Genomic DNA, 23,274 nt, shown 5'->3' with positions numbered 1-23,274 from the left:
GCGGTTTGCCGCTGTAGGGCGTGACGGCGAAGTTGCCCTGCGACACGGTCACCTTGAGGATGTCGTCGACGCTGACGTCGTCGCGGGCCATGACGAGGGAGCCGTCGGCGTGTTGGACGACGGCGTACCCGCGGTCGAGGGTCTTCTGCGGGGACAGGGCGACCACCTGGGCGCGCCCGTGAGCGATCTGGTCGCGCGCGCGGGTGAGACGCTGCCGCATCGCGTAGGCGCTGCGGTTCGTGAGGCGGTCGACCTCGTCGCGTTGCTGGGTGACGAGGGTGCCCGGTTCGCGCAGCACGGGCCGCCCGACGAGGGAGTTGAGGTGGCGCCGTTCGGCGGCGAAGCGGCCGCGCAGGCCTTGGCTGAGCCGCGCGCGGTGTTGCGCGAGGGCGGTCTGTTCGGCGGCCAGATCCGGTACGACGAGCTTGGCGGCGTCCGTCGGGGTCGAGGCGCGTCGGTCGGCGACGTGATCGAGCAGCGGCGTGTCGACGTCGTGCCCGATAGCGCTGACGACGGGAGTGCGCGCGGCGCTGACGGCCCGCACGAGCGTCTCGTTGCTGAACCCGAGCAGGTCCTCGAAGGAGCCGCCGCCGCGCGCGATGACGATGACGTCGACGTGGTCGAGACCGTCGAGTTCGCGCAGGGCGCCGCTGACGGCGGTGACGCAGTCGGGGCCCTGGACGGGAACGTGGCGGATCTCGAAGTGGGCGGCCGGCCAGCGCCGTCGCGCGTTCTCGACGACGTCGTTCTCGGCTGCGCCCTCGCGGCCGGTGATGAGCCCGATGACGCGGGGCAGGAACGGCAGCGGCCGTTTGCGGTCGGGGGCGAACAGGCCCTCTGCGTCGAGCGTGCGCTTGAGCTGTTCGAGGCGCAGGAGCAGCTCGCCCTCGCCGACGGGCCGCATCGTGCGGCCCTCCATCATGAGGCTGCCGCGCTTCGTCCAGAACGTCGGTTTGGCGTGCACGACGACGCGCGCCCCTTCACGAACTGCGGGGCCCATAGCGTTGAGCGTGTTCGTCGGAACGGTGAGGGAGAGGGACATGTCGACGTCGGCGTCCCGCAGCGTCAAATACGCGGTGCGGGCGCGGACGTTGAGTTGCACGATCTGCCCCTCGACCCACAGCGGCGACATGCGATCGACGTACTGCGCGATCTTCATGCTGAGCACGCGCACCGGCCACGGCTGCTCGGCGGTCGTGTCGCCCGCGAGGGCCGGAAGGCCCGCCGGCGTGCCCGTGCCTGGGGGTGTGCTCGTCACGGGGCAACTCTACGGGGGCGAGGCGCCCGGCTCGGGCGCGAAGGACGAATGCGGCGGTGAGGTGCGCTCTGCGGGAGCGAACAGTCTGCGGCACTCGCGTTCGCGACCCCACGACGCGTGATGCCGCTCCCACTCGCTCGGCCTCGGAGGCCGTGGTCGTTACGATGGTGGGCGTGGATACCCAGACGAAGCGAGTTCTCCTGGCCGCGCCGCGCGGATACTGCGCGGGCGTGGATCGGGCCGTCATCACCGTCGAGAAGGCTCTCGACCTCTACGGCCCGCCGGTGTACGTGCGCAAGGAGATCGTCCACAACAAGCATGTCGTGACGACGCTCGAGAAACGCGGCGCGATCTTCGTCGACGAGACCGACCAGGTGCCTGAGGGCGCGACCGTCATCTTCTCTGCGCACGGGGTCGCTCCCGTCGTGCACGAGGAGGCGAAGGCGTTGAGCCTCAAGACGATCGACGCCACATGCCCGCTCGTCACGAAGGTGCACCGCGAGGCCACGCGCTTCGCGAGCCAGGACTACGACATCCTGCTCATCGGGCACGAGGGGCACGAGGAGGTCGTCGGCACTGCGGGTGAGGCGCCCGAGCACATCACGCTCGTCGACGGGCCCGACGATGTCGTCAACGTCGATGTGCGCGACCCGGAGCGCGTCGTGTGGTTGTCGCAGACGACGCTGAGCGTCGACGAGACGATGGAGACGGTGCGCCGGCTGCGCGAGAAGTTTCCGCACCTGCAGGATCCGCCGAGCGACGACATCTGCTACGCCACGCAGAACCGTCAGCTCGCCGTCAAGCAGATGGCGCCCGAGTGCGACCTCATGATCGTCGTCGGCTCGCGCAACTCGTCTAACTCGGTCCGTCTCGTCGAGGTGGCGCTGGAGCACGGTTCGCGCGCCGGGCACCTCGTCGACTACGCCGATGAGCTCGACGAGGCATGGCTCGACGGGGTCACGACCGTCGGTGTGACCTCGGGGGCGTCGGTGCCGGAGATCCTCGTGCGCGGGGTGCTCGACTACCTCGCCGCGCGCGGCTATGAGGACGTCAAGCCGATCGTCGCCGCCGAGGAGAGCCTGCTGTTCGCGCTGCCGAACGAACTGCGCCGTGACCTCAAGGCGCGCGGCATGTCCGACTCGATGCGCGGCGGCGAGCAGGTCGCCCAGGGCGCCGACTCGCTTCACTGAGACATGCCGCCGCGCTGACGCGTGCGGGCGTCGGGCCCTCGCTCCATGTCGGAGCGGGGGCCTTCGACATCCCGTCCAGCATGCCCGGCCGCGCACCGTCAGCCCCGCTCGTCCGAGGGGTTGCCCGGCGCGGGTTCGGCCGGCGTGGGTTCGGCCAGCACGGGCTCGAGCAGCGCCTCGTGGGTGAGCGGGCGCGGCGTCACGTCCAGGGGTGCGACGCCCCGCGGCGGGGTGGCGGAGACGTCGAGGTCGTGCATCCGCCGCGCCGTGACGAGGACGCGGCTCTCGAGCGAGCCGACGAACAGGTTGTAGGCCTCGACGCTGCGTCGCAACGAGCCGCCGAGGTCGTGGGTGTGCTTGGCCAGCACTCCGATGCGCTCGTACAGTTCCCGCCCGAGCGTGAGGAGTTCGCGGGCGTTCTCCTCGAGCGTCGCCTGCTGCCACATCGCGCTGACGCTGCGCATCGTCGCGATGAGGGTGCTCGGCGAGGCGAGCACGACGTGACGCTCCATCGCCTCCTCGAGCAAACCGGGGTCGGCATTGAGCGCTGACGCGAGAATCGCGTCGCCCGGCACGAAGCAGATGACGAACGCGGGCGCCTGCGGCAGTGCCGTCCAGTAGCGCTTCGAGGCGAGCGTGTCGACGTGCGAGCGCAGCTGCTTGGCGTGGCGCCCCAACGCGGCGCTGCGGGCGCGTTCGTCGAGGTCCGCCTCCTGCGCCGCGAGGAACGCAGTCAGCGGCGCCTTGGCATCGATGACGAGCGAACGCTCGCCCGGCAGGTGGACGACGACGTCGGGGCGCACGTCGTCACCGGCGTCGTTGCGCCCGCGCCACTGCTCGTCGAAGTCGCAGCGGCGCAGCATGCCCGACAGCTCGAGGATGCGTCGCAACTGCGATTCGCCCCACTGTCCGCGCACGCTCGAGGCGTTGAGCGAACCGGCCAGCGATGAGGTCTCGCGCCGCAGCTCGTCGGTCGTCGCGGTGACGCGCCGCAGGGCCACGTCGACGGAGCTGAACTGCTCGACGCGATCGCGTTCCAGCGTCGCGACCTGACGTTCGACACGGCTCAGTGCGTCACGCAGGGGCCCCAGCAGCGCTGCGGTCTGCGCGTCGTCGCTCACCGTCGCCTCGAGGTCGACGATGCGTTCACGCAGCACGTCGCGTTCGGCCTGCGCTGCGGCGAGCTGCGCGACGTCGTTCGTCGGGGTCACGGCCGTGCGTCGCAGGGCGACCCACATGGCGAGGGCTCCGAGGGCGAGGCCGGCGACGAACGTCACGAAGATGGCTGTTGTCTGCACGGGTGAAACTCAAGCATCTGCCGCCGACAACCCCGGAACGGCCAGGTTTGTCGGTGCGCTGTGTGTGCGGTGGAGGTGCCAGGTCGGCGCCTGTCACCACCGTGCGGTGGCGGGGTCAGTGCTCCCGTGGGGCGACGGCGGCGGGCGAGGTCGGGCTCGGCCCGAGTTGCGCGCGTAGCCGCCGTTCGGAGGAACGGTGGCGCATGGCGTCGCTGAGGTGGCGCCAGACGAGGCGTTGCACGACGAGCGTCAGCACGCCCGCGATGATCATTCCGGCGAGGTTCATGGCGAGCTGCGCGGCGGATCCGGTGATCTCGGCCGTGTCGAAGACGGCGAGGCCGAGGGCGAGGTTTCCGGCGGCGGGCACCGTCGTGACGGAGATGAAGACGCCGACCATGGCGCTCGTCTTGTCGGTCGCCAGGGCGAGCACCCCGGCCGTTCCAGCGAGCAGCGCCACGATGAACGACCACAGGTCGGGGCGCCAGATGAAGCCCGTCTGAGGGCGGGGGCGTGTGACGTCGGCGGCCGAGACGACGTCGAGCGAGGCCGCGAGCAGTGCGGCGAGCATGATGACGACGATGGCGAACGCGAACGTCCACAGCAGGGTGGCGGCGCTGCGTGCGGCGAGGCGCCAACGTCCGAGGGCGATGCCGGTGCAGATCGCGGCGATGACGGCGAACTCGGGCCCGACGACCATCGCGCCGACGACGAGGACGGCCGAGTCGGTGATGACGGCGATGCTCGCGAGGGCCGTTGCGATGCAGAGGAACACGAGGTAGGTCGCCGTCGGTGAGCTCGCCTTCTCTGCCTCTCGTTCGACGAGGTGCCAGATCACGGCGTCGTCCGGGTCGCCGTGCGCGGCTTCTTCGACGTCGTGCGCGGCGTCGAACGGGGTGCCGAGGGGTTGGCCGATGACGATGCCGCCGCGGTGGCCGAGGCCGACGGCGTTGAGGTCGTCGAGGACGGCGGTGGCGGCTTCGCGGGCGACGTCGGCTTCGAAGACGTCGCCGGCCGGTTTGAGGGACGCGCCGCGCAGGTGGGTGAGGTTGGTGAGGCGGGCGTCGTCGCTCAGGGTGTCGCGGACGGCGTCGGTGAGGTCCGTCGGCACGTTGAGACGCAGGTGCACGAGCATGGCGTCATTGTGTCAGCGCCGCTGATGTCGAAGGCGTCCGTCGGATGAAGCCGGCGCGGGCGGTGGCACGTAGACTCTTCTCTCGTGGCTCTTACCATCGGAATCGTCGGTCTCCCCAACGTCGGCAAGTCGACCATGTTCAACGCTCTGACGAAGAACAACGTGCTCGCTGCCAACTATCCCTTCGCAACGATCGAGCCGAACGTCGGTGTCGTGCCGTTGCCGGATCCGCGGTTGAAGAAGCTCGCGGAGATCTTCGGTTCGGCGGCGATCCTGCCGGCGACGGTGTCGTTCGTCGACATCGCGGGCATCGTCAAGGGTGCGTCCGAGGGGGAGGGGCTGGGGAACAAGTTCCTCGCCAACATTCGTGAGGCGGACGCGATCTGCCAGGTCGTGCGCGCGTTCGTCGATGACGACGTGCACCATGTCGACGGCAAGGTGTCGCCGAGTTCGGATCTGGAGACGATCAACACCGAGCTGATCCTCGCCGATCTGCAGACGCTGGAGAAGGCTGTGCCGCGTCTGGAGAAGGAGGTCAAGGGCAAGAAGACCGAGAAGTCGGTCTATGACGCTGCCCTGGCCGCGCAGAAGGTGCTCGAGGAGGGCAAGACGCTGAGCTCCGTCGGTTTCGACACGAGCGAGATCCGCGAGCTCGGGCTGCTGACGGCGAAGCCGTTCATCTATGTGTTCAACGTCGACGAGTCGCAGCTGACGGACGAGGCGTTCCAGGCCGAGATGCAGGCGCTCGTCGCGCCGGCGGAGGCGATCTTCCTCAATGCGCAGCTCGAGTCCGAGGTCGCCGAGCTCGACGAGGACGACGCGAAGGAGCTGCTCGAGTCGGTCGGTATCACCGAGCCGGGCCTGGAGCAGCTCGCGCACAAGGGTTTCAACACGCTCGGGCTGCAGACGTATCTGACGGCCGGGCCGAAGGAGACGCGCGCCTGGACGATCGGCAAGGGCTGGACGGCGCCCATGGCCGCCGGCGTCATCCACACCGACTTCCAGAAGGGCTTCATCAAGGCTGAGATCATCTCATTCGACGATCTCGTCGAGTGTGGTTCGGTGGCCGAGGCTCGCGCGAAGGGCAAGGCCCGCATGGAAGGCAAGGACTACGTCATGCAGGACGGCGACGTGGTGGAATTTAGATTTGCGCTTTAGCCTCTCCACAGAGCTATTTGGGCCGCACCAAGTGATTTGATCCCGGTCCTGGGCGGATCTCCAGGTCTTGCCCGACGTCTATCTCAGGCCGACTGATTCAGACTTCCTGACCTATCGGGAGCTCGCTAGAACGCGACGGTTCGGCGGCACGCGCCTGTGTCGCAGGTGCGAGCGAGAGGACCAGGAGCGAGGCGCAGATGCCCGCCAGTCCAACCCAGCCGAGGGCGGGGAGGCGCTCACCGACGATGACCACCGCCAGGAGGGCGGCGATTGCGGGTTCAGCGAGGGTGAGCGTTGTCGCGGCGCTTAGAGTGACGCGCGTGAGGCCGTACCCGAAGAGCAGATAGCCCAGGAACATCGGGACCATTGCCATGTAGAGCCCGACCATCATGGGCTGGGCGGAAGCGATGAGTGGTGCGCCGGTGAGCATGAGTACGGGCATCAGCGCAATGCCGCCCAGACCGAAGACAGCGCCCATCGCTGCCGCGCGCCCGACGCCGCGGTTCATGAGGCGGTGAGCGCTCCACGAGTACATGGCGTAGGTTGCGCCAGCAACCAGGCCGAGGATGACGCCGGCGACCGTGGGGAGCGTCTCGCTCGGCGAGTCGTGCATCTTCGCAGCGCACAGTACTGCGCTGCCCGCGATGCCGAGCGCTACGGCGAGCATCCACCAGCCGCTGAGTCTGCGTCGCTCGATCACTCGTTCCAGAAGGCCCGAGGCGATGGGGGCAGAGCCGAGGGACACAACAGTGCCGACCGCGACGCCAGCCAGATGCATCGAGCTGTAGAAGGCCAGCGGGTAGATCAGCACGGCTGCGGCTCCGACGAGCACTGTCCCACGTTGCGAAGACAGTGCGGGTCGTTCCCGGCGGAGCGAGGGGGCCGCGATGGCTGCCTGCAGGATCCCGCCGATGCCGAGCGCGGCCGCGCCCATGGCCAGCGGGCCGACTGTCGGTGCGAACGTCGCCGCAGTCCCCGTGGTACCCCACAGGAGGGCGGCGGCGAGCACCGCGAAGATGCCGGTGGGGGAGCCTCGCTTCACAGTGCGGCCAGCATCCGCGATGCGATGGCTCGGGCGTGCTCCAGGCGCGCCGGGGTGCCCTCGAGACCTGCCCGTGCGACGGCTCCTTCGAGGAGGAAGCTGAAGTGCTCGGCCAGCTCCAGCGCCTCGGCGTCGGTGGCCATGACTTCCAGGTTCTCGACGAGAATCCGCTCCACCTGCTCCTTGTGCGCGCGCACGGCCGAGCGAGCAGGGTGTCCGGCCGGGAACTCGGCGGCCGCATTGAGCAGCCCGCATCCCCGGAAGCCCTTGCCGTAGGCATCGTTCGCGTGGTCGATGTAGGCGTCGAACACTGCCAGCACTCGGTCTGCTGCCGTAGACGCCTTCACCGCACGTGCCTGGTGGAGGCCGAGCCACTCCTCGTGGCGGGAATCGATATAAGCGCTGACGAGCTCTGCCTTGGACGAGAAGTTGTTGTAGAGGCTCTTCTTCGCGACCCCGGCCTCAGAAGTGATCGTGTCGATCCCTGTCGCGTGCACGCCGTCCTCGTAGAAGCGTCTCGCTGCGGCATCGAGCAGCCGCTCTCGCGCTGATCCTTGATTCATGTCGCCCTCCGGTAGTAGGTAGGTCAGTCTACCTACTACCGAGAGTTGTCTCAATCTCTGTGCGCTTGGATGCTTACGAGCACGGGCGCGAGGTCCTAACAGCCTGCGTGAGCCCGAGATGGGGATCGTTCTTCGCGACTGGGCTGTGGGGAGACGGCATGACGGGGTCCAGGAAGCTGTGCACGCGCAGAGGTTGGTATGTGCGGCGACGTGGTGGAATTTAGGTTCAATGTGTAGTCGAGTTCCGGTCTAACCTAAGGGGGCTCAGTGATCCAGCTCTGGAGTGTTATCGCAGTTGCGATCTTGACCGTTTTGTCGTTGTTGCCCGCACACCATGCTCCTGCATGCACTCCAGCACTGACTGCACGATGCAATTTCGGATCCCGACCCCTGGTACAGCGTCCTACCTATCGATTACCGTCGACACCATGACGATCAACACCGAGATGCTGCAGTTCGTCTCCGTCGACGAACTGCTCGGCACTCAAGGTCCCGACCTGCGCATACCGGATTTCCAGCGCCCGTACTCCTGGTCCCCACGCATCGCGGCACAGCTGTTCACGGATGTCGCGGAGGCTCTCGATAGCAGGCCGGAGCATTCGTACATCATGGGCACCGTCATCCTCCTGAGGCGTCCCCAGGAGTCGCATTTCGAGGTGGTCGATGGACAGCAGAGAATCCTGACCCTCCATCTGCTGCGGGCGCTTCTGCGCGGCCAGAGAATCCCCCATCTCCAATCAGGGGACACCCCGATCCACCACGTCCATCAGGAACTCTCGCGACGGGTCGCCGACCTCGAACGTTCTCCGGGGCGCCTCGACAGGTACCGGGAATTCCTCGACGCCGAAGCCAAAGTTCTGAAGATCGTCACCGATGACGAGGATGAGGCATTCCAGTTCTTCGACTCGCAGAACTTCCGAGGCAAATCACTGCGCCCGCACGACCTGCTCAAGGCCTTCCACCTGCGCGAAATGGCAGATGCCAGCACTGCCGAGCAGCGCGCCGTGGTCGAGCAATGGGAGAAGGCCGACGAGAACGAGCTGGACCGGCTCTTCGGCACCTACCTGGCCCGCATCCACTGGTGGAGCCGCAACATGCCAGCGCATGCATATACCACCGATGACCTCGACCTCTTCAAGGGAGTCGGCAGATCCACTCGCCGCCTGCCGGGGGCCGAATACCATCGCGCTGCCAAGGCGGTGCTTCCCGGCCTGCAGGAGTGGTCCTATCCTGATGCCGACTCGGTGACCCGCAGAGATCTCAAGCGGGCCCAGCACCAGCTCGATGCTCCGGTCGCTGCGGGTAAGTCCTTCTTCGACTACGCCGCGTTCATGCTCGAGGAGTATGAGCGGCTGGACGAGGAACTCTTCTCCGACGCCAACACAGCCGGTCTCACGACTGCGGATCGCACGGTCTTCCACGACGGGGCGCGATTCAGGTACTGCCGGGAGCTGTACGTCGCCGCGGTCCTGTACTACACGAACAAGTACTCCGAGGCCGATATGCCGCAGGTACGACGCCACCTCTTCCGCTGGGCATACTCCCTCCGCTTGGCGTACGAGCGTCTGGGCTGGAGAACCACGGACAACTACGCACGAGGGATCAGCACCAATATGGACGGCCTGAACAAGGTGAACCTGTTCTCCGCCATCCGCGACAGTCTCGATCCGCGGGAGATCGAGCTGGAGAACATGAGCGCCCCGCGCACGGCGCGGACTGACAACCCGGAGGATGCACGGCTCCTCACCCTGCTGAAGGAGTCCCGCTGAGATGACACAGACCATCGCTCAGGATGACGTCCAGGCCATCCCCGTCGGGCAGCTCTTCAGCCCGGACGCTCCCAGCTATTCGATTCCCCTCTACCAGCGCAATTACACCTGGGGCGAGGAGCAGATACACCGCCTGATCCACGACGTCTTCGACGAGGCCGAGCAGGAGGAGGCCAAGGACTACTTCCTTGGCAACCTCGTGGTCGCCCCTCCGCAACGGGCCGATGAGCCGCTCGACGTGATCGACGGACAGCAGCGCCTGACCACCTTGTATATCCTGCTGGTCAAGCTCTCTTCCCGGCCGGGTTTGAAGGACCGCATCGGTCCGCTTCGGCCGCTCACCTACGAGGCTCGGGAGAAGGCCACCCGCGCTCTCCGCGGCGTCGCCGATACGATCGATGAGCCGGCGGAGGATGAGAAGGATCGAGAGGACTCCGGCATCCTCCGCGCATCGATGATTATCGAACAGCTACTGGACGGCGGGGCCGACGGTGACCGTTTACAGACTCCCCAGGTGATCGACTATCTGCTCACCAGGGTCCTCGTCGTCCGCATGCCGATCGACCGGAGCACCGATCTGAATCGGTACTTCGAGATCATGAATACGCGCGGTGCGCAGCTCAGTCCCGTGGACATCGTCAAGGCGCGACTCCTCCGATACCTGTCTGACCCCCTCGATCGCGCCCTGCTGAACCGCGTCTGGACAGCATGCTCCGACATGGAGCACTACGTGGGGATGAGCGCCACTGCCGGAAACACCTCCCAACGCGCAGAAGTCTTCGGCCCCGACTGGGACCAGATGCCGACAGCAGATTTCTCCCGCTTGCGTGCACAACTCATCGACACCACCTCCGAAGCGGCCTCGCCCGCCGCCGACGACGCTTCGAACACACCCGAATCCACCGCGCTGACCCTCGACGATGCGGTGGCTGCCTACTCCCAGACCACGGTCAGGACCGAGTCGGAAGATGCCGACGGCGGCGAGCGATTCACATCGCAGATCACGTTCCCGACTCTGCTGCTGCAGGTTCTCGCGGTGGAGGGAGCAGGCAGGGGCTCCGCACGGGAGGATGATCGTCAGCTCGACGACAAACTGCTAGTGCAGCGCTTCTCTGCACGCGTCGATTCACTACCGCCGCCGGAGCGGATTGACTGGGTGCGCAAGTTCACCACGGACCTGCTGCGCATCCGCTACCTGTTCGATCATTTCATTCTCAAGCGTGATGCGACGCTGACCACCGGGCACGAATCCACCACGGACGAGGAACCTGGCAGCTGGTCGTTGTACCGGCTCGCGCGAGGATCGTCCCGTCGCGGCAACAACGGGCAGGACACTCCCCGGTACCCCTCGACCTTCGCCGCTGACGAATCCGGTGCCGGCCCGCGCAGCCTGCACCGACGGATCCTGCTGCTACAGTCGGCGCTGCGCATCACCTACACCTCCCCGCGCACGATGCACTGGATGACCGATGCACTTCGCTACGTCACCGAGCTCACCGATCACGATGAGCCGATCACAGCTCAGGGCTTCCTCCACTGTCTCGAGTCCCATGCCCACGAGCGCCTGCGCGAGGCGGTGACCCCGGACCCGGACAAGGAGGAGACCGGCCCGGATGGGATGGCGCTCGGCTTCGCCATCCCGCGCATCGTGTTCACGTACCTGGACTACCTGCTGGTGGAGGAGATGAACCAATGGGACTTCACCTTCAGCTACCGCACCTCCGTGGAGCACTTCTCCCCGGGCACCGAGGACATCGAGCACTCCTCCTTCGCATACCGCCTGGAGGATCCGCACCTTCTCGACTGGTTCGGGAACTTGGCGCTGGTCACTGTGAGCACCAACTCGAAGTTCAGCAACTACCTCCCAGCGCAGAAGGCGAACAACCACGATGCTCGCCGGCAGAGCCTGAAACTCGAGCTGATGGCACGGCGGGCGGAGACCGGGAGTTGGAACGACGCAGATGTGCGCACTCATCATGAGGAGATGGTGGAGTTGTTGCGCCGGGCGCTTGCAGGAGAGCGAGCGCGATCAGATTCTGACATCTGATCGCCCCCTGTCCCCGTGAGAAGTACGTCAGGTCGAAGAATGGTAACGGGGTCTGGACCGAGCTACGGCATTGGGTGCCGCTCGGGGATGATGTGGAGCGGTGGGTCGAGAGGTTATTCGGCTACGGAACGTGGTCGAGTTCCGCTTCAATGTTTAAGGGGTGGGTGGCGGATCGACGCGGCCGTCCTGCTGCGCCACCTTCGCCAGCGGGCCACTGAGGGCCGCCGTCGCGACGATCGTCACGAGCGCGCCGAGCAGCATCGCCGTGTCCTCGCCAGGTCGCAGCACACCGAGATGCGTCCCCGTCGTCGCGGCTGCCACGGGCACACCCATCTGCGCCGCGGTCGTGACGGCGACCGGCCACGGCTGCTTCGTCACCGCCATCGCGCCGTGCACGACGAGGGCGCTCAACCCCAGCGTCACACCGAGCGCGACGGCGTCCGGGTGCGCCGCGAGGTCACGCAGATTGAGCGACGCCCCGAGCCATACGAAGAAGATCGGCGCGAACAGCCCGTCCGTCAGCGCGAACACCTGCTTCGCGACGCGCTTCGGCTCACCGACACCGGCGACGGCCAACCCCACGCAGAACCCGGCGAGCATGATCGACACGTGCCGCCACTGCGCGAGCGCCGCGACGGCGAACAGGATCGTCAGCGTCACCCGCAGCTCGAGCGCCAGCCCGCGATCCTCCGACACCTCGTGCACCCGCCGTCGATACCCGCGCTGCTCGACGAACCGCAGCACGAAGAACACGACGAGCGACACCGCCACGACCGCCGCAGCGCCGATCGCCGCCCGCGACATGTGCGCCGGATCGATCGCGAACGGCAACGCGACGATGCACGCCGCGTCCGCGAGCGCCAACTGCGGCAGCATCGCGACGATCGAGGGCCCCGTCAGCGGCATACCCTGCAGCGCCGGCATGACGATCGACGCCGAAGAACTCGCCAGCAGCACCGCGTACAGCCCCGCGTGCCCCGTGCCGAACACGTGCGCGATCGCCCATCCTGCGGGCGCGGCGAGCACCCCGACGGCGACCGCCCGCGCCACGCCGATCGACGCACCCGTGCGCAGCGCCTTGTCGCGCACCGGCACGTGCGTGCCGGCGACGAACATGACGAGCGCGAACCCGACGTCCGCGAGAAACGCGAACGTGCCGTCATGCGGGTCGAGCACCCGCGCGCCGGTCTGCCCGAGCGCGAGCCCGACGACAAGCTCGCCGATGACGACCGGCAACCTCACCGCGCGCGGCAACGACAACAGCGGCCCGAGCACCGCGACGAGACAGATGAGAGCGAGTTGCGCGAAGTTCACGTCCGTCGCGACCTCAGGCGGAACGGTGCGCGAGGTCGACGATGCGCACAGGCACGTCGGTGTTCTCGTCCGTGTGATAACTCGCGCAGACCCGGTGATAACCGTCGGCGATGATGGCGTCGCGTCCGCTCGTCGCGTCACCACGCACGAGCAGCACCGGGCTGAGCGCCCTGCCGTCGGCGATCTTCTTCAGATCCGACGTGACGTGCGGGTTGTCCGTCGGCAGCAGGGCGAAGCGCGAGGCGCCCAGAATGTCCTTCGCCTTGAAGTGCGCCGATTCGACGTTCTCGAACGCCTCGACGGTCGTCGTCATCGTCGCCTCACCGGCGAGCAGCGACAGATACGCCGCCGCCGACGTGCCTCGGGGCCAGCCTGAGCATGTACACGTCCGATTCCCCGTTTCATCGTGCGGTGTCACACGATATCGGTCGTGAGTTGGCTGCGCACCTCACTTCTATCGGCGAGGACGAGTCTCTGAGGAGTGCGCTCGACGATGGTGGGCGGAGCGGGAGAATGGTTAGGCAGAGAATCCACACGGGCTATTCTTGCCCCCAATGCAGGCGTGGGAAGAACCGCGAAATCCGGCAGGCGTTCGCACGCAAGCTGCGGCGCCGGCAGAGGGTGCAACTGCTGACACTCGGCGACATCGACGACGTCGACATGAGCATCGGCTACACGGACTGACTCGATCCCTGTGGTGGACGCAGGCGACCCGTCGCGGGCGTCCGCCGGTGCTGTGGTCGATCCAGCCTGCGGTGCGATACGCAGGGCATGCCTTCCGTCGTGAGCCTGGACCACGAGGCGATCAGCCGCGTCGCAGAACGTCACGGCGTGGCCGAGTTGTCCCTGTTCGGCTCAGCTGCTGCGGGGACTTCTCATCACAACAGCGACGTCGACTCTCTGGTCGATTTCCTCCCTGATCGCCCCGATCCGCTGGAGGACTTCTGCGCCCTCCGTGACGACAGGAGCAGGATCCTCGAACGCGATGTTGACCTCGTGGTGAAGCGCGCCATCCGCAACCCGTATTTCCGTGACTCAGCTCTCGCGCAGGCGGAGGTTGTCTATGTTGCCGACGTCTAGAGCGCGTCTATGGAATGCGAAACATCCTTGCCATGAGTACGGGGTGATCGATCACGCGATCGTGTGGGCGGTCGTCGATTCGCGTCTCACTCCGTTGGCGCAGAACTGGCAAGGCTCCTCGGCGAGTCGTGACTCACCCACACTCGAGTGGAGTTCCGAACCGGGCCAACGTCACATGGCCGTCACAGGCATCCGCTCGTAAGGTGGCGGGACACCACGATGAGGAGAACACATGCCTGAGCGGCTCGAACCCCAGCTCGAAACCGTGCGCGAGACGATCCTGCGCCGCAACCCCGGAGAGGCTGAGTTCCACCAGGCTGTCGACGAGGTGCTCGCCAGCCTGGGCCCGCTGCTGAAGCGACGCCCCGACTACGTCGAGTCGAGCATCATCGAGCGTCTGGCGGAGCCCGAGCGTCAGATCATCTTCCGCGTGCCGTGGGTCGACGACGACGGCCGCGTGCAGGTGAACCGCGGATTCCGCGTCGAGTTCAACTCGGCGCTCGGACCGTACAAGGGTGGCCTGCGCTTCCACCCCAGCGTCTACCTCGGCATCGTCAAGTTCCTCGGCTTCGAACAGGTCTTCAAGAACGCGCTCACCGGTATGCCCATCGGCGGCGGCAAGGGCGGCTCCGACTTCGACCCGAAGGGCCGCTCCGACGCCGAGATCATGCGTTTCTGCCAGTCGTTCATGACGGAGCTGTACCGCCACATCGGTGAATACACGGACGTGCCCGCCGGCGACATCGGCGTCGGCGGCCGCGAGATCGGCTTCCTCTTCGGCCAGTACAAGCGCATCACCAACCGCTACGAGGCCGGAGTGCTCACGGGCAAGGGCCTCACCTGGGGTGGCGCCCAGGCGCGAACCGAAGCCACCGGGTACGGCCTCGTGTTCCTCACCGAACGCATGCTCGCGACGCAGAACCGTTCCTTCGACGGCGCGAAGGTCGTCATCTCCGGCTCCGGCAACGTCGCCGTCTACGCCGCACAGAAGGTCACCCAGCTGGGCGGCACCGTCGTCGCGATGAGCGACTCCGGCGGGTACGTCGTCGACGAGCGGGGCCTCGACATCGACGCCATGCGCGAACTCAAGGAATCCAGGCGCGGACGCATCAGCGAATACGCGGACGAGCACGAGGGCGCCCGATTCGTCTCCGAAGGAAGCATCTGGGACGTGCCGTGCGACGTGGCCCTGCCCTGCGCCACCCAGAACGAGCTCCCGGACGACGCGGCGCGCACCCTCGTGTCGAACGGCTGCATCGCCGTCGCCGAAGGCGCCAACATGCCGACGACGCCCGCAGCGACCGCCCTGCTGCAGGAGGCCGGCGTCCTCTTCGCGCCCGGCAAGGCGTCGAACGCCGGCGGCGTCGCGGTGAGCGCCCTCGAGATGCAGCAGAACGCCTCCCGCGACTCGTGGTCGTTCGACCACACCGAAGAACGCCTGCGCGCCATCATGAACGGCGTCTTCCGCACCTGCGAGGAGACGGCCGACGCCTACGACGTGCCGGGCGACTACGTGCGCGGCGCCAACATCGCGGGCTTCGTCAAGGTGGCCGACGCGATGCTCGCGCTCGGCGTCGTCTGATCGTCGTCCGAGCATCGAACGCCCCGAATCGGTGTGGTGGAAAAGCCGATTCGGGGTCTGCGCGGTCCGGCGGCGGCGTATAAACGAGGCATGCCCGCCTCTGAGAACGACCCGTCGTCAGGCCTGTCGAACGAGGGCGCGCTGCTCGGGCTGCACGACAACGGCCCCACCGACGTGCACCCGGGCGCGAACGCCGAAACGCAGACGCTCGAAGCCACCGAAGCCGGCCTCACGTCGGTCGCGAAGGCCTGGGACGAAGCCGTCGACGCGGACGGCGCGCCCCGCCTCGCCTACGTCGCAGCCCTGGCAGCAATCGCTGCGCTCAGTGATGACGAGCGGGCGGCCCGGCAAGAACGAGCAGAGGCCATGGAGACGGCTGAGGGCATCACCTTCCGCGTCAGCGGTGAGGACGAACCCCGGATCTTCCCGACGGACTTCATCCCCCGCATCATCGACGCTGATACGTGGGCCGACCTGAGCGCGGGCCTCGAACAACGCGCCCGCGCCCTCAACGCGTTCCTCGACGACATCTACGGGCCGCGACGCATCATCGAGGCTGGGGTCGTCGACGCCGACGACATCGAACGCTCACCGGGCTACGTCGACGAAGGCCGCCTCCAACCCTCCGGGTCCGTGCGAGCCCATATCTGCGGCATGGATCTCGTGTGCGCCGACGGGCGATGGCTCGTCCTCGAGGACAACCTTCGTGTTCCCTCCGGCGTGGTGTTCTCGCACTTCCTTCGCGCGATGGCGAACGACACGTTCGCCGACGTGATCAGCGAGTACGACCTGCTCGAGCCCCGCGACGGATTCGCGATGCTGCGCGAGACGCTGCAGGCCGCGGCACCTGCGCACGCCGCGAACCCCGACGACCCAGGGCTTGCGCTCGTCTCGACGGGCGAGGGCGACTCCGCCTGGTTCGAGCACCGCCGCATCGCCGAGTTCGTCGGCATGCCCGTCTGCACGCCCGCGGACCTCTGCGTCGTCGACGGGCGCCTGCACCTGCAGGACGCGACGACGCTGCGCCCACTCGACGTCGTCTACGCGCGCATCGAGAAGGATCAACTGTTCGCAGCCCTCGGTTGCGACGGTCAACCACTCGGCCCCGGACTCGAGGACGCCCTCGCCCACCACCGTCTCGCGTTCGTCAACGCATTCGGCAACGGCGTCGGCGACGACAAAGCCGTGTACGCGCTCGTGCCCGACATGATCCGGTTCTACCTCGACGAGGAGCCCCTGCTCGAACAGGTCCCCACCGATCTGTGCCACAAACCCGGCAAGGTCGAGGAGGTCATCGCACGGCTCGACGAACGCGTCGTCAAACCCGTCGACGGCTACGGCGGCGCCGGCATCACCATCGGGCCGGAGTGCTCCCCAGCCGAGCTCGACGAACGCGCCGAGCAGCTGCGGGCGCATCCCGACCACTTCATCGCGCAGGACATCGTGCGCCTGTCGACGCTGCCCACCTACGCCGCCGACGAGAGCGGACGCACCTGCATCCACCCGCGGCACGTCGACCTGCGGGCGTTCGTGCACGTTCGCGCCACCAAGCAGCCCGGGAGTGCGCCCGGCGAGTCGGGGGAACCCAGCGTCCTCGATGCGCGCAAGCTGAGCGCCCACACCGTCCCTGCCGCCCTCACCCGAACGGCCCCGGCTGGTTCGCTCATCGTCAACACCTCCCGCGGCGGTGGCGGCAAGGACACGTGGATCCTGCGCTCACCTGCACCGACAGCGCCGGCTGCAGCCTCGTCGCAGACCCCATCCGAGACCGCGGTGGGCGCCGATCGCGGTGACGCTGCCACGGCCGCGTCAGGTGATGTTCCTGGCCCCGACGACTCCGCGGCACCACGTCGATCATGACCCGCGAGGTCGGTTCTCCGGCATCCGGAGACGAACCAGGCGCGCTCGCTCTGGAGGTCTGGCCCCCCGGGCGCCTAGGATCGGCTGACGTGAACGACGTCAGCCCGCCCGAACCCGAGCATGCCCACGTCCTGACCTCCTACGCGCCACCCGCCGAGCACCGCGCCCCGCCACGCCCGCGCACGCTGGACCGGTACGTCAAGGACCCTGCGCTCTCGCCCGACGGGCGGCTGCTCGCGTGCGTCGTCGTCGAACAGGACCGTTTTCCCTTCGCACTGCAGATGCCGCTCGACGACGACGGGGTTCCGATCGTCGGCGAGGAGCGCGAGGTGCGTCTTCCCGTCGAAGGTGGTGTGCGGCGCGTCCTGTACTCACCCGACGGGCACTGGCTCGCCTGCGAGGTCGCACCCGACGGTGGTGACCGCGAGCAGATCTGGTTCGTCACCTCCGACCCGGACGACGCGAACTCGTACACCGTCGACCTCGCCGCGTACGAGACGGTCGAGCTCGTCAGCTGGGACGACGACTTCGTCGCCGTCTCCGTCTTCGACCGCGAGGGCACCGTCGAGGGCCGCCTGTTCAATCCGGTGACGGGGGAGACGCGCGTCGTCGACCGGCGCACCGGCGGCGCCCTGACGCACTCGCGTGGCAACGTCTCGTTGTTCCGCGTCGGCTCGCGCGGCAACCGTGAGCTCCTGGCCATCGACGACGGTGGCACCTGGCGCCCCCTCATGCCGGTCGACAACGGCTCGACGACCGACCGCGGATTCGTCACGTTCGACGGGGATCGCCCCAGCTTCATCGTGCGCAGCGACCACAGCGCCGAACGGTTCCGACTCCTGCGGCTCACCCCCACCGAGCACGCCCACGACGTCGAGGTGCTCCTCGAACGTGAGGACGCCGACGTCGAGGAGTTCGCCGTCTCCCTCGACGGTTCCGTGGCGGCCGTCCTGTGGAACGACGAGGGGTGGTGCGACCTGCAGATCGTCGACCTGACGGGTGGGCGCGCCCGCGTCGTCGACCTGCCCGAGCTGCCATCGCTCATCGCGACGACGCCGTCGCTGACGGAGGACGGGTCGCTGCTCGCCCTCACCGTCGCCGGACCCGAGTTTCCGCCCACGGTCGTCGTCTACGACGTTGCCGCCCGACGCTGGGTCGGCGACGAGTTCCGCGCTGTCGCAACGGCGGTCGACGAAGCGGTGAGCGACGCCGTCGGTGAGAGCGTCGCCGAGAACCGTCCCCGTGCGGGCAGCTCGGACGACGAGACGGCCGGGCACGCAGCGACCGGGGACGACGTCGGCGCGAGCGGCGCTGACGCACTGGCCGACGAAGACGACCTCGACACGATGTCACCCGCGCGCCCGACGGACGAACGTGGCCGGCCGGTGTTGTCCGCGTGGGGCGAAGCGGACATCATCCCCGAATTGCTCCACTACGAGGCGCGCGACGGCATGCGCTTGTCCGGGTGGCTCTACCGGGCCGTCGGGCCCGCGCCGAGCGAGCCCGCCCCGACGATCGTCTACTTCCACGGCGGCCCCGAGGGACAGGCTCGCCCCGACTACAACAACGTGCTGCGCAAGCTCGCGGCGACCGGGCACTCGGTGTTCCTGCCGAACGTGCGTGGCTCAGCAGGACGCGGGCGGCGCTTCTCACAGGCCGACGACCGTTACGGCCGGTTCGCGGCGATCGACGACGCCGAGGACACGCTCGACCATCTCATCGACGCCGGGATCACCCGCGACGGCCAGGCCGTCATCATGGGCCGCTCGTACGGCGGATACCTCGTGCACGCGTCGCTCACCCGGCACGCCGGGCGTTGGGCCGGCGGCATCGCGGCGTGCGGCATGTCGGATCTCGAGACGTTCTACCGTGACACCGACCCGTGGATCGCCTCCGCGGCGATGCCCAAGTACGGCGACCCCAAGCTCGACCGGCACCTGCTCGCGCAAGCCTCCCCGCTGCGTCAGTTCTCCCGCGTCGACGTGCCCGTGATGTTCATCCACGGCCAGCTCGACTCGAACGTCCCCGTCTCCGAGGCTTACCAGGCGCTGGGCGTGCTCGCGTCGCGGGGCGTGCCGACGGAGATGCTGTTGTTCCCCGACGAGGGGCACGAGTTCGAACGTCTCAACAACCGCTGGGACATGGAACAGCGGGTCTTGGCCTTCTGCGAAAGGATCTTCGGTGAGTGACTCGGACAAGAACGACGCGAACACGGGTGGGACGAACTCCGAGCCCGACGTCGACGCGGCACACGAGGCCGCCATGGCGTACGACGGCATCGACGACGACCTGCGGGACAAGCTCGTCGAGTGGCGCCGCCACCTGCACACCAACCCCGAGCTGAGCTATGAGGAGAAGGCGACGACGGACTACGTCGCCGAACAGCTCGAAGGTCTCGGGTTCGAGGTGCGACGTTTCTCCTTCGGCACCGGCTTGATCTGTGACGTGCCCGCCGCCGACGACGCGACGGCCGACGACCTCGTCGCGTTGCGCGCCGACATCGACGCGCTGCCGATGGATGAGGAGACCGACCTCGAGTTCGCCTCGACGAACGAGGGCGTCAGCCACTCCTGCGGCCACGACGCGCACACGGCGATGCTGCTCGGCGCCGCGACGCTGCTCGCGAAGAACCCGCCGCCGCGCCCCGTCCGCCTCATCTTCCAGCCCGCCGAGGAGCAGATGCCCGGCGGCGCCGTCGACTGCGTCGAGGACGGCGCGATCGAGGGCGTCGACCGCATCATCGCGCTTCACTGCGACCCGCACCGCGTCGTCGGTGACGTCGGTGTGCACGCGGGCGCTATCACGTCCTCGAACGCGAAGATCGAGGTGACGCTGACCTCCGACGGCGGGCACACCGCGCGTCCGCACGAGACCGGCGACCTCATCTACGCGCTCGCGAGCATCGCGACGGGCGCGGCTCAGGTCATCGACCGCCGCATCGACCCGCGCTCGGGCACCGTCATGACGTGGGGCTCGATCCAGGCCGGCGGCAGCGCCGCGAACGTCATCCCGTCGAAGGGGACGCTCGTCGGCACCGTCCGCTCCGCGAGCCGCGACACGTGGGCGCAGCTGCCCGACGTCGTGCCGCCCGCGATCTCGGGCATCGCCGAGCTGTACGGCGTGAAGGCCGAGGTCAACTACGTGCAAGGTGTGCCGCCGGTCGTCAACGACGAGGCGTGCGCGCAGCTCGCAGCCCAGGCGGTCACCGACGTCCTCGGCGAGGACGGCGTCGGCGAGGCCGACCAGTCGTCCGGTGGCGAGGACTTCGGCTGGTACACCGAAGAAATCCCCGGCATCTACCTGCGCCTCGGCGTCTGGGACGGCGACAGCGACGAGACCGACCTGCACCACCCTGCGTTCATGCTCGACGAGCGCGCGCTGCCCATCGGTGCGGCCGTGTTCGACCGGTTCGCGCGACTCGACCGCGATGCCGCGAGCGACGAGTCGTCGAACGCGTCGTGATGACGATCGGCTGACGCTGCGCGGCGGGCCGGATTTGTCGGCGACGAGCGCATGACACACGAACGGCGGGACGAGCTTGAATGCTCGTCCCGCCGTTCGTCATTCGCCGCCCGGCGTTCGTCGTGCGAGCAGTCTCAGACGACGTCGACCGACGTGTGCCCGCCGACGCCGGCCGCCAGGGCCGCGAGGTGCTGACGGGTGTCACCGAAGGTCCGCTCGATCGTCGCGAGGCGCGAGGTGTAGTGGCCGACGGCGTACTCGGCCGTCATGCCGATGCCACCGTGCAACTGGATCGCCTCCTGGCCGACGAGCCGGCCGTAGGTGCCGACGAGGTACTTCGTCCGCGACACGATGGCGTCGAGGTCGAGCGCGTCGTCGCCCTCACCGGGGTCGGCGAGCGCCATCGCCGCGTAGAGCACGGCGCTGCGCGTCAGCTCGACGCCGACGTACATGTCGGCGGCGCGCTGCGTGAGGGTCTGGAACCGCATGATCGGCACGCCGAACTGCTTGCGCGTCTTGAGGTACTCGACCGTCAGTGTGAGCGCGGCTCCCATCGCTCCGAGCGCCTCGCCGCACTGTGCGACGTTGCCCAGTGCGAGCGCAGCGTCGAGCACCTCGCGGCCGCTGAGCCGCGTCGCGGGGGCGCCGTCGAGCGTCACCTTCGGGCCGTCGACGGTGGGGGATTCGACGAGGTAGACCCCGACGTCGTCGCCCGTGCCGGCGGTCGTGACGATGGCGTCCGCCGCCGACAGGTCGGTGTTGCCGCGAGCCTCACCCGCCAGCTCGCTACCCGACGCGGTGCGGGCGCTCGCGGCCGGTGACCACGTCGCACCCGACTCGCCGAACGCGGTGAGCACGAGCTTCTCGCCGCTGATGACGTCGGCGAGCAGCGGCGAGTTCGCCGCGTCGAGGGCCGCCGCAGCCGCCATCGCATCGGCGTAGGGGAGCGTGACGCGAGCCGCGCCGAGCTCGACGGCGGCGAGCGTCACCTCGATGGCCGACGCGCCGAAACCGCCCTTCTCCTCGGCGAAGGCGAGCCCGAGCAGGCCCATCTCGGCGAGCTTGCCCCAGGCGTCCGCGTCAAACGGCTGCGGGCCGGCGGGGGCGCCGGATCCGGTGTCCTTCGGCGTGAGGCTCGAGGCGAGGTCGCGCACCGCGCTCTGCAACGCGCGCTGTTCTTCGGTGGGTGTGAAGTCCATGATTCAGCCCTTCAGTCCAAGGATGCCGCCGGAGATGATGTTGCGCTGAACCTCGTTGGAACCGCTGTAGATCGACGCCTTGCGGTAGTTGAGATACCGCGGCAGCGTCTCGCTGCCCCACTCGCCCGTGTACCAGGTGAGGGCGTCGACGCCGGCCACGTCGACCATGAGTTCGTAGACGTCCTGCTGCAGCTGGCTGCCGCGCAGCTTGAGGATCGACGACGCCGGGTCGGGGCGCCCGTCACGCGAGTCACCCGCGACGCGCAGCACCGTCAGTTCGAGCGCCATGACCTCGGCCTCGAGCTGGGCGAAGCGCGCGGCGAGCAGTGGCTCGTCGAGGGCGGTGCCGTGCGGGCTGCGTGTGGCCTTCGCGTGCTCCTTCGCCGCGGCGAGCGCCGCCTTGATCGAGCCGACGGGCGCGGCGCTCGTGCGCTCGTTGCCGAGCAGGAACTTCGCGTAGTCCCAGCCGCGGTTCTCCTCGCCGACGAGCTGGTCGGCGGGCACGCGGACGTCGTCGAAGAACACCTCGTTGACCTCGTGACGGCCGTCGATCAGCTTGATCGGGCGCACCGTGAGGCCGGGGGAGGACATGTCGATGAGGAGAAAGGAGATGCCCTTCTGCGGCTTGTCGGCGCTCGGGTCGGTGCGCACGAGGGTGAAGATCCAGTCACCGAACTGCCCGAGCGTCGTCCACGTCTTCTGTCCGTTGACGACGTACTCGTCGCCCTCGCGCACCGCTGTCGTGCGCAGGGACGCGAGGTCGGAGCCGGCGTCCGGCTCGGAGAAGCCCTGCGACCACCAGATCTCGCAGCTCTTCGTCTTCGGCAGGAAACGCTCCTTGAGTTCCTGCGAGCCGAACGCGGCGATGACGGGGCCGACCATGCTCGTGTTGAACGCGAGCGGCATCGGCACGCCGGCACGCTGCAGTTCGGAACGGTAGATGTGCAGCTGCAGTTCGTCCCAGCCGCGCCCACCCCATTCGGTCGGCCAGTGGGGTGCGGCCAGGTCGGCGTCGTCGAGGATGCGCTGACCTTCGCGCAGCAACTCGGGCACCACCTCGCCGTCAGCGATGTATCCGGTCTTGATGTGGTCGGGAAAGCTCTCGGCAAAGGCGCGCAGCTCGCGCTGCAGGGCCTTGTCCTCGTCTCGTAGTGTCCGTTGCACCGTGGCTCCTTGCTCGGGGACGTGGCGCCGTGACGCGCCTCACCCTGTCTATCACTCTTGTTGAGCATCGCTCAATAGGGCGGGGCTCAGCGGTGACAGACGTACGGTGTCGGAGAAGGGGCTCAGGCGAGGTCGGAGTTCGACTTCATGAGTTCG

The 23,274-nt window shown here is 68.0% G+C and carries 19 protein-coding genes; 10 read left to right on the top strand and 9 right to left on the bottom strand.

From position 1 onward, the window contains the following. Nucleotides 1–1,258, bottom strand: a 1,258-nt coding sequence (gene xseA, locus B2284_RS03045; protein WP_286697168.1) for an exodeoxyribonuclease VII large subunit, incomplete at its 3' end; no start/stop codon positions are given. A 164-nt stretch (nucleotides 1,259–1,422) separates the two neighbouring features. On the opposite strand from xseA, the gene B2284_RS03040 reads away from it, so the two are divergent. After that, entirely contained in the window at nucleotides 1,423–2,448 is a 1,026-nt protein-coding gene (locus tag B2284_RS03040) for a 4-hydroxy-3-methylbut-2-enyl diphosphate reductase (protein WP_040014810.1), read from the top strand. A gap of 98 nt (nucleotides 2,449–2,546) precedes the next feature. On the opposite strand, the gene B2284_RS03035 is transcribed toward B2284_RS03040, so the two are convergent. Continuing rightward, the gene (locus B2284_RS03035; RefSeq protein ID WP_136788974.1) at nucleotides 2,547–3,746 is read right to left on the bottom strand and encodes a DNA recombination protein RmuC; all 1,200 of its coding nucleotides are present in this window, start codon (nucleotides 3,744–3,746) and stop codon (nucleotides 2,547–2,549) included. 115 nt (nucleotides 3,747–3,861) lie between these two features. Further along, nucleotides 3,862–4,878: a DUF389 domain-containing protein gene (locus B2284_RS03030; RefSeq protein ID WP_286697167.1), complete on the bottom strand. Its 1,017-nt coding sequence runs from the start codon at nucleotides 4,876–4,878 to the stop codon at nucleotides 3,862–3,864. Nucleotides 4,879–4,962: 84 nt separating this feature from the next. On the opposite strand from B2284_RS03030, the gene ychF reads away from it, so the two are divergent. Further along, complete coding sequence (gene ychF / locus B2284_RS03025; RefSeq protein ID WP_006946293.1) at nucleotides 4,963–6,036, top strand: redox-regulated ATPase YchF; 1,074 nt, start codon at nucleotides 4,963–4,965, stop codon at nucleotides 6,034–6,036. 97 nt (nucleotides 6,037–6,133) lie between these two features. Here the strand turns inward: ychF and B2284_RS03020 are convergent, their stop codons facing one another. Next, on the bottom strand, nucleotides 6,134–7,078 hold the full coding sequence (locus B2284_RS03020) for a DMT family transporter (protein ID WP_006946079.1): 945 nt from the start codon (nucleotides 7,076–7,078) through the stop codon (nucleotides 6,134–6,136). Next, entirely contained in the window at nucleotides 7,075–7,641 is a 567-nt protein-coding gene (locus B2284_RS03015) for a TetR/AcrR family transcriptional regulator (protein WP_006946191.1), read from the bottom strand. The genes B2284_RS03020 and B2284_RS03015 overlap by 4 nt, the downstream gene beginning before the upstream one ends. 428 nt (nucleotides 7,642–8,069) lie before the next feature. On the opposite strand from B2284_RS03015, the gene B2284_RS03010 reads away from it, so the two are divergent. Together B2284_RS03010 and B2284_RS03005 are read left to right on the top strand one after the other, a co-directional pair. After that, nucleotides 8,070–9,410 carry a DUF262 domain-containing protein gene (locus tag B2284_RS03010; protein WP_006946161.1) on the top strand — a complete coding sequence of 447 codons (1,341 nt, stop codon included), beginning with the start codon at nucleotides 8,070–8,072 and terminating at the stop codon, nucleotides 9,408–9,410. A 1-nt stretch (nucleotide 9,411) separates the two neighbouring features. Further along, nucleotides 9,412–11,457, top strand: coding sequence for a GmrSD restriction endonuclease domain-containing protein (locus B2284_RS03005; RefSeq protein WP_006946302.1), 2,046 nt, complete (start codon nucleotides 9,412–9,414; stop codon nucleotides 11,455–11,457). Between the two features lie 153 nt (nucleotides 11,458–11,610). On the opposite strand, the gene B2284_RS03000 is transcribed toward B2284_RS03005, so the two are convergent. Together B2284_RS03000 and B2284_RS02995 are read right to left on the bottom strand one after the other, a co-directional pair. Beyond that, nucleotides 11,611–12,771 (bottom strand): cation:proton antiporter, encoded by a 1,161-nt coding sequence (locus B2284_RS03000; protein ID WP_006946151.1) that lies wholly within the window; start codon nucleotides 12,769–12,771, stop codon nucleotides 11,611–11,613. A 13-nt stretch (nucleotides 12,772–12,784) separates the two neighbouring features. Continuing rightward, nucleotides 12,785–13,084 (bottom strand): hypothetical protein, encoded by a 300-nt coding sequence (locus tag B2284_RS02995; RefSeq protein ID WP_006946179.1) that lies wholly within the window; start codon nucleotides 13,082–13,084, stop codon nucleotides 12,785–12,787. Between the two features lie 98 nt (nucleotides 13,085–13,182). On the opposite strand from B2284_RS02995, the gene B2284_RS02990 reads away from it, so the two are divergent. The 6 genes from B2284_RS02990 (at nucleotide 13,183) to B2284_RS02965 (ending at nucleotide 20,755) form a co-directional block, all read left to right on the top strand. After that, nucleotides 13,183–13,455, top strand: coding sequence for a hypothetical protein (locus tag B2284_RS02990; protein WP_286697166.1), 273 nt, complete (start codon nucleotides 13,183–13,185; stop codon nucleotides 13,453–13,455). 87 nt (nucleotides 13,456–13,542) lie between these two features. Continuing rightward, nucleotides 13,543–13,851: a nucleotidyltransferase family protein gene (locus B2284_RS02985; RefSeq protein WP_006946148.1), complete on the top strand. Its 309-nt coding sequence runs from the start codon at nucleotides 13,543–13,545 to the stop codon at nucleotides 13,849–13,851. A 232-nt stretch (nucleotides 13,852–14,083) separates the two neighbouring features. Beyond that, a complete protein-coding gene (gene gdhA / locus B2284_RS02980) occupies nucleotides 14,084–15,433 on the top strand; it encodes an NADP-specific glutamate dehydrogenase (RefSeq protein WP_006946086.1) in 1,350 nt (449 codons plus the stop codon). A 90-nt stretch (nucleotides 15,434–15,523) separates the two neighbouring features. Next, nucleotides 15,524–17,293, top strand: coding sequence for a circularly permuted type 2 ATP-grasp protein (locus B2284_RS02975; protein ID WP_006946063.1), 1,770 nt, complete (start codon nucleotides 15,524–15,526; stop codon nucleotides 17,291–17,293). 89 nt (nucleotides 17,294–17,382) lie between these two features. Beyond that, on the top strand, nucleotides 17,383–19,482 hold the full coding sequence (locus B2284_RS02970; RefSeq protein ID WP_286697165.1) for a S9 family peptidase: 2,100 nt from the start codon (nucleotides 17,383–17,385) through the stop codon (nucleotides 19,480–19,482). Continuing rightward, entirely contained in the window at nucleotides 19,475–20,755 is a 1,281-nt protein-coding gene (locus B2284_RS02965; RefSeq protein ID WP_083607220.1) for an amidohydrolase, read from the top strand. Before B2284_RS02970 ends, B2284_RS02965 begins: the two co-directional genes overlap by 8 nt. Before the next feature lie 134 nt (nucleotides 20,756–20,889). Here B2284_RS02965 and B2284_RS02960 read toward each other — a convergent pair whose 3' ends face one another. Beyond that, entirely contained in the window at nucleotides 20,890–21,954 is a 1,065-nt protein-coding gene (locus B2284_RS02960) for an acyl-CoA dehydrogenase family protein (RefSeq protein WP_286697164.1), read from the bottom strand. Nucleotides 21,955–21,957: 3 nt separating this feature from the next. Next, nucleotides 21,958–23,118 carry an acyl-CoA dehydrogenase family protein gene (locus B2284_RS02955; protein WP_006946290.1) on the bottom strand — a complete coding sequence of 387 codons (1,161 nt, stop codon included), beginning with the start codon at nucleotides 23,116–23,118 and terminating at the stop codon, nucleotides 21,958–21,960. Nucleotides 23,119–23,274: the final 156 nt, after the last annotated feature.

The organism is Dermacoccus sp. UBA1591 (assembly GCF_002322065.1).
Lineage (GTDB): Bacteria > Actinomycetota > Actinomycetes > Actinomycetales > Dermatophilaceae > Dermacoccus > Dermacoccus nishinomiyaensis.
Note: the sequence above shows the minus strand (reverse complement) of the source record. Positions and strands in the feature narration are given on the sequence as shown.

Coding starts and splice junctions, on each gene's coding strand:
- B2284_RS03040 (WP_040014810.1), top strand. CDS start 1,423: ATGGTGGGCGTGGATACCCAGACGAAGCGAGTTCTCCTGGCCGCGCCG.
- B2284_RS03030 (WP_286697167.1), bottom strand. CDS start 4,878: ATGCTCGTGCACCTGCGTCTCAACGTGCCGACGGACCTCACCGACGCC.
- B2284_RS03015 (WP_006946191.1), bottom strand. CDS start 7,641: ATGAATCAAGGATCAGCGCGAGAGCGGCTGCTCGATGCCGCAGCGAGA.
- B2284_RS03010 (WP_006946161.1), top strand. CDS start 8,070: ATGACGATCAACACCGAGATGCTGCAGTTCGTCTCCGTCGACGAACTG.
- B2284_RS03005 (WP_006946302.1), top strand. CDS start 9,412: ATGACACAGACCATCGCTCAGGATGACGTCCAGGCCATCCCCGTCGGG.
- B2284_RS02995 (WP_006946179.1), bottom strand. CDS start 13,084: ATGACGACGACCGTCGAGGCGTTCGAGAACGTCGAATCGGCGCACTTC.
- B2284_RS02985 (WP_006946148.1), top strand. CDS start 13,543: ATGCCTTCCGTCGTGAGCCTGGACCACGAGGCGATCAGCCGCGTCGCA.
- gdhA (WP_006946086.1), top strand. CDS start 14,084: ATGCCTGAGCGGCTCGAACCCCAGCTCGAAACCGTGCGCGAGACGATC.
- B2284_RS02975 (WP_006946063.1), top strand. CDS start 15,524: ATGCCCGCCTCTGAGAACGACCCGTCGTCAGGCCTGTCGAACGAGGGC.
- B2284_RS02960 (WP_286697164.1), bottom strand. CDS start 21,954: ATGGACTTCACACCCACCGAAGAACAGCGCGCGTTGCAGAGCGCGGTG.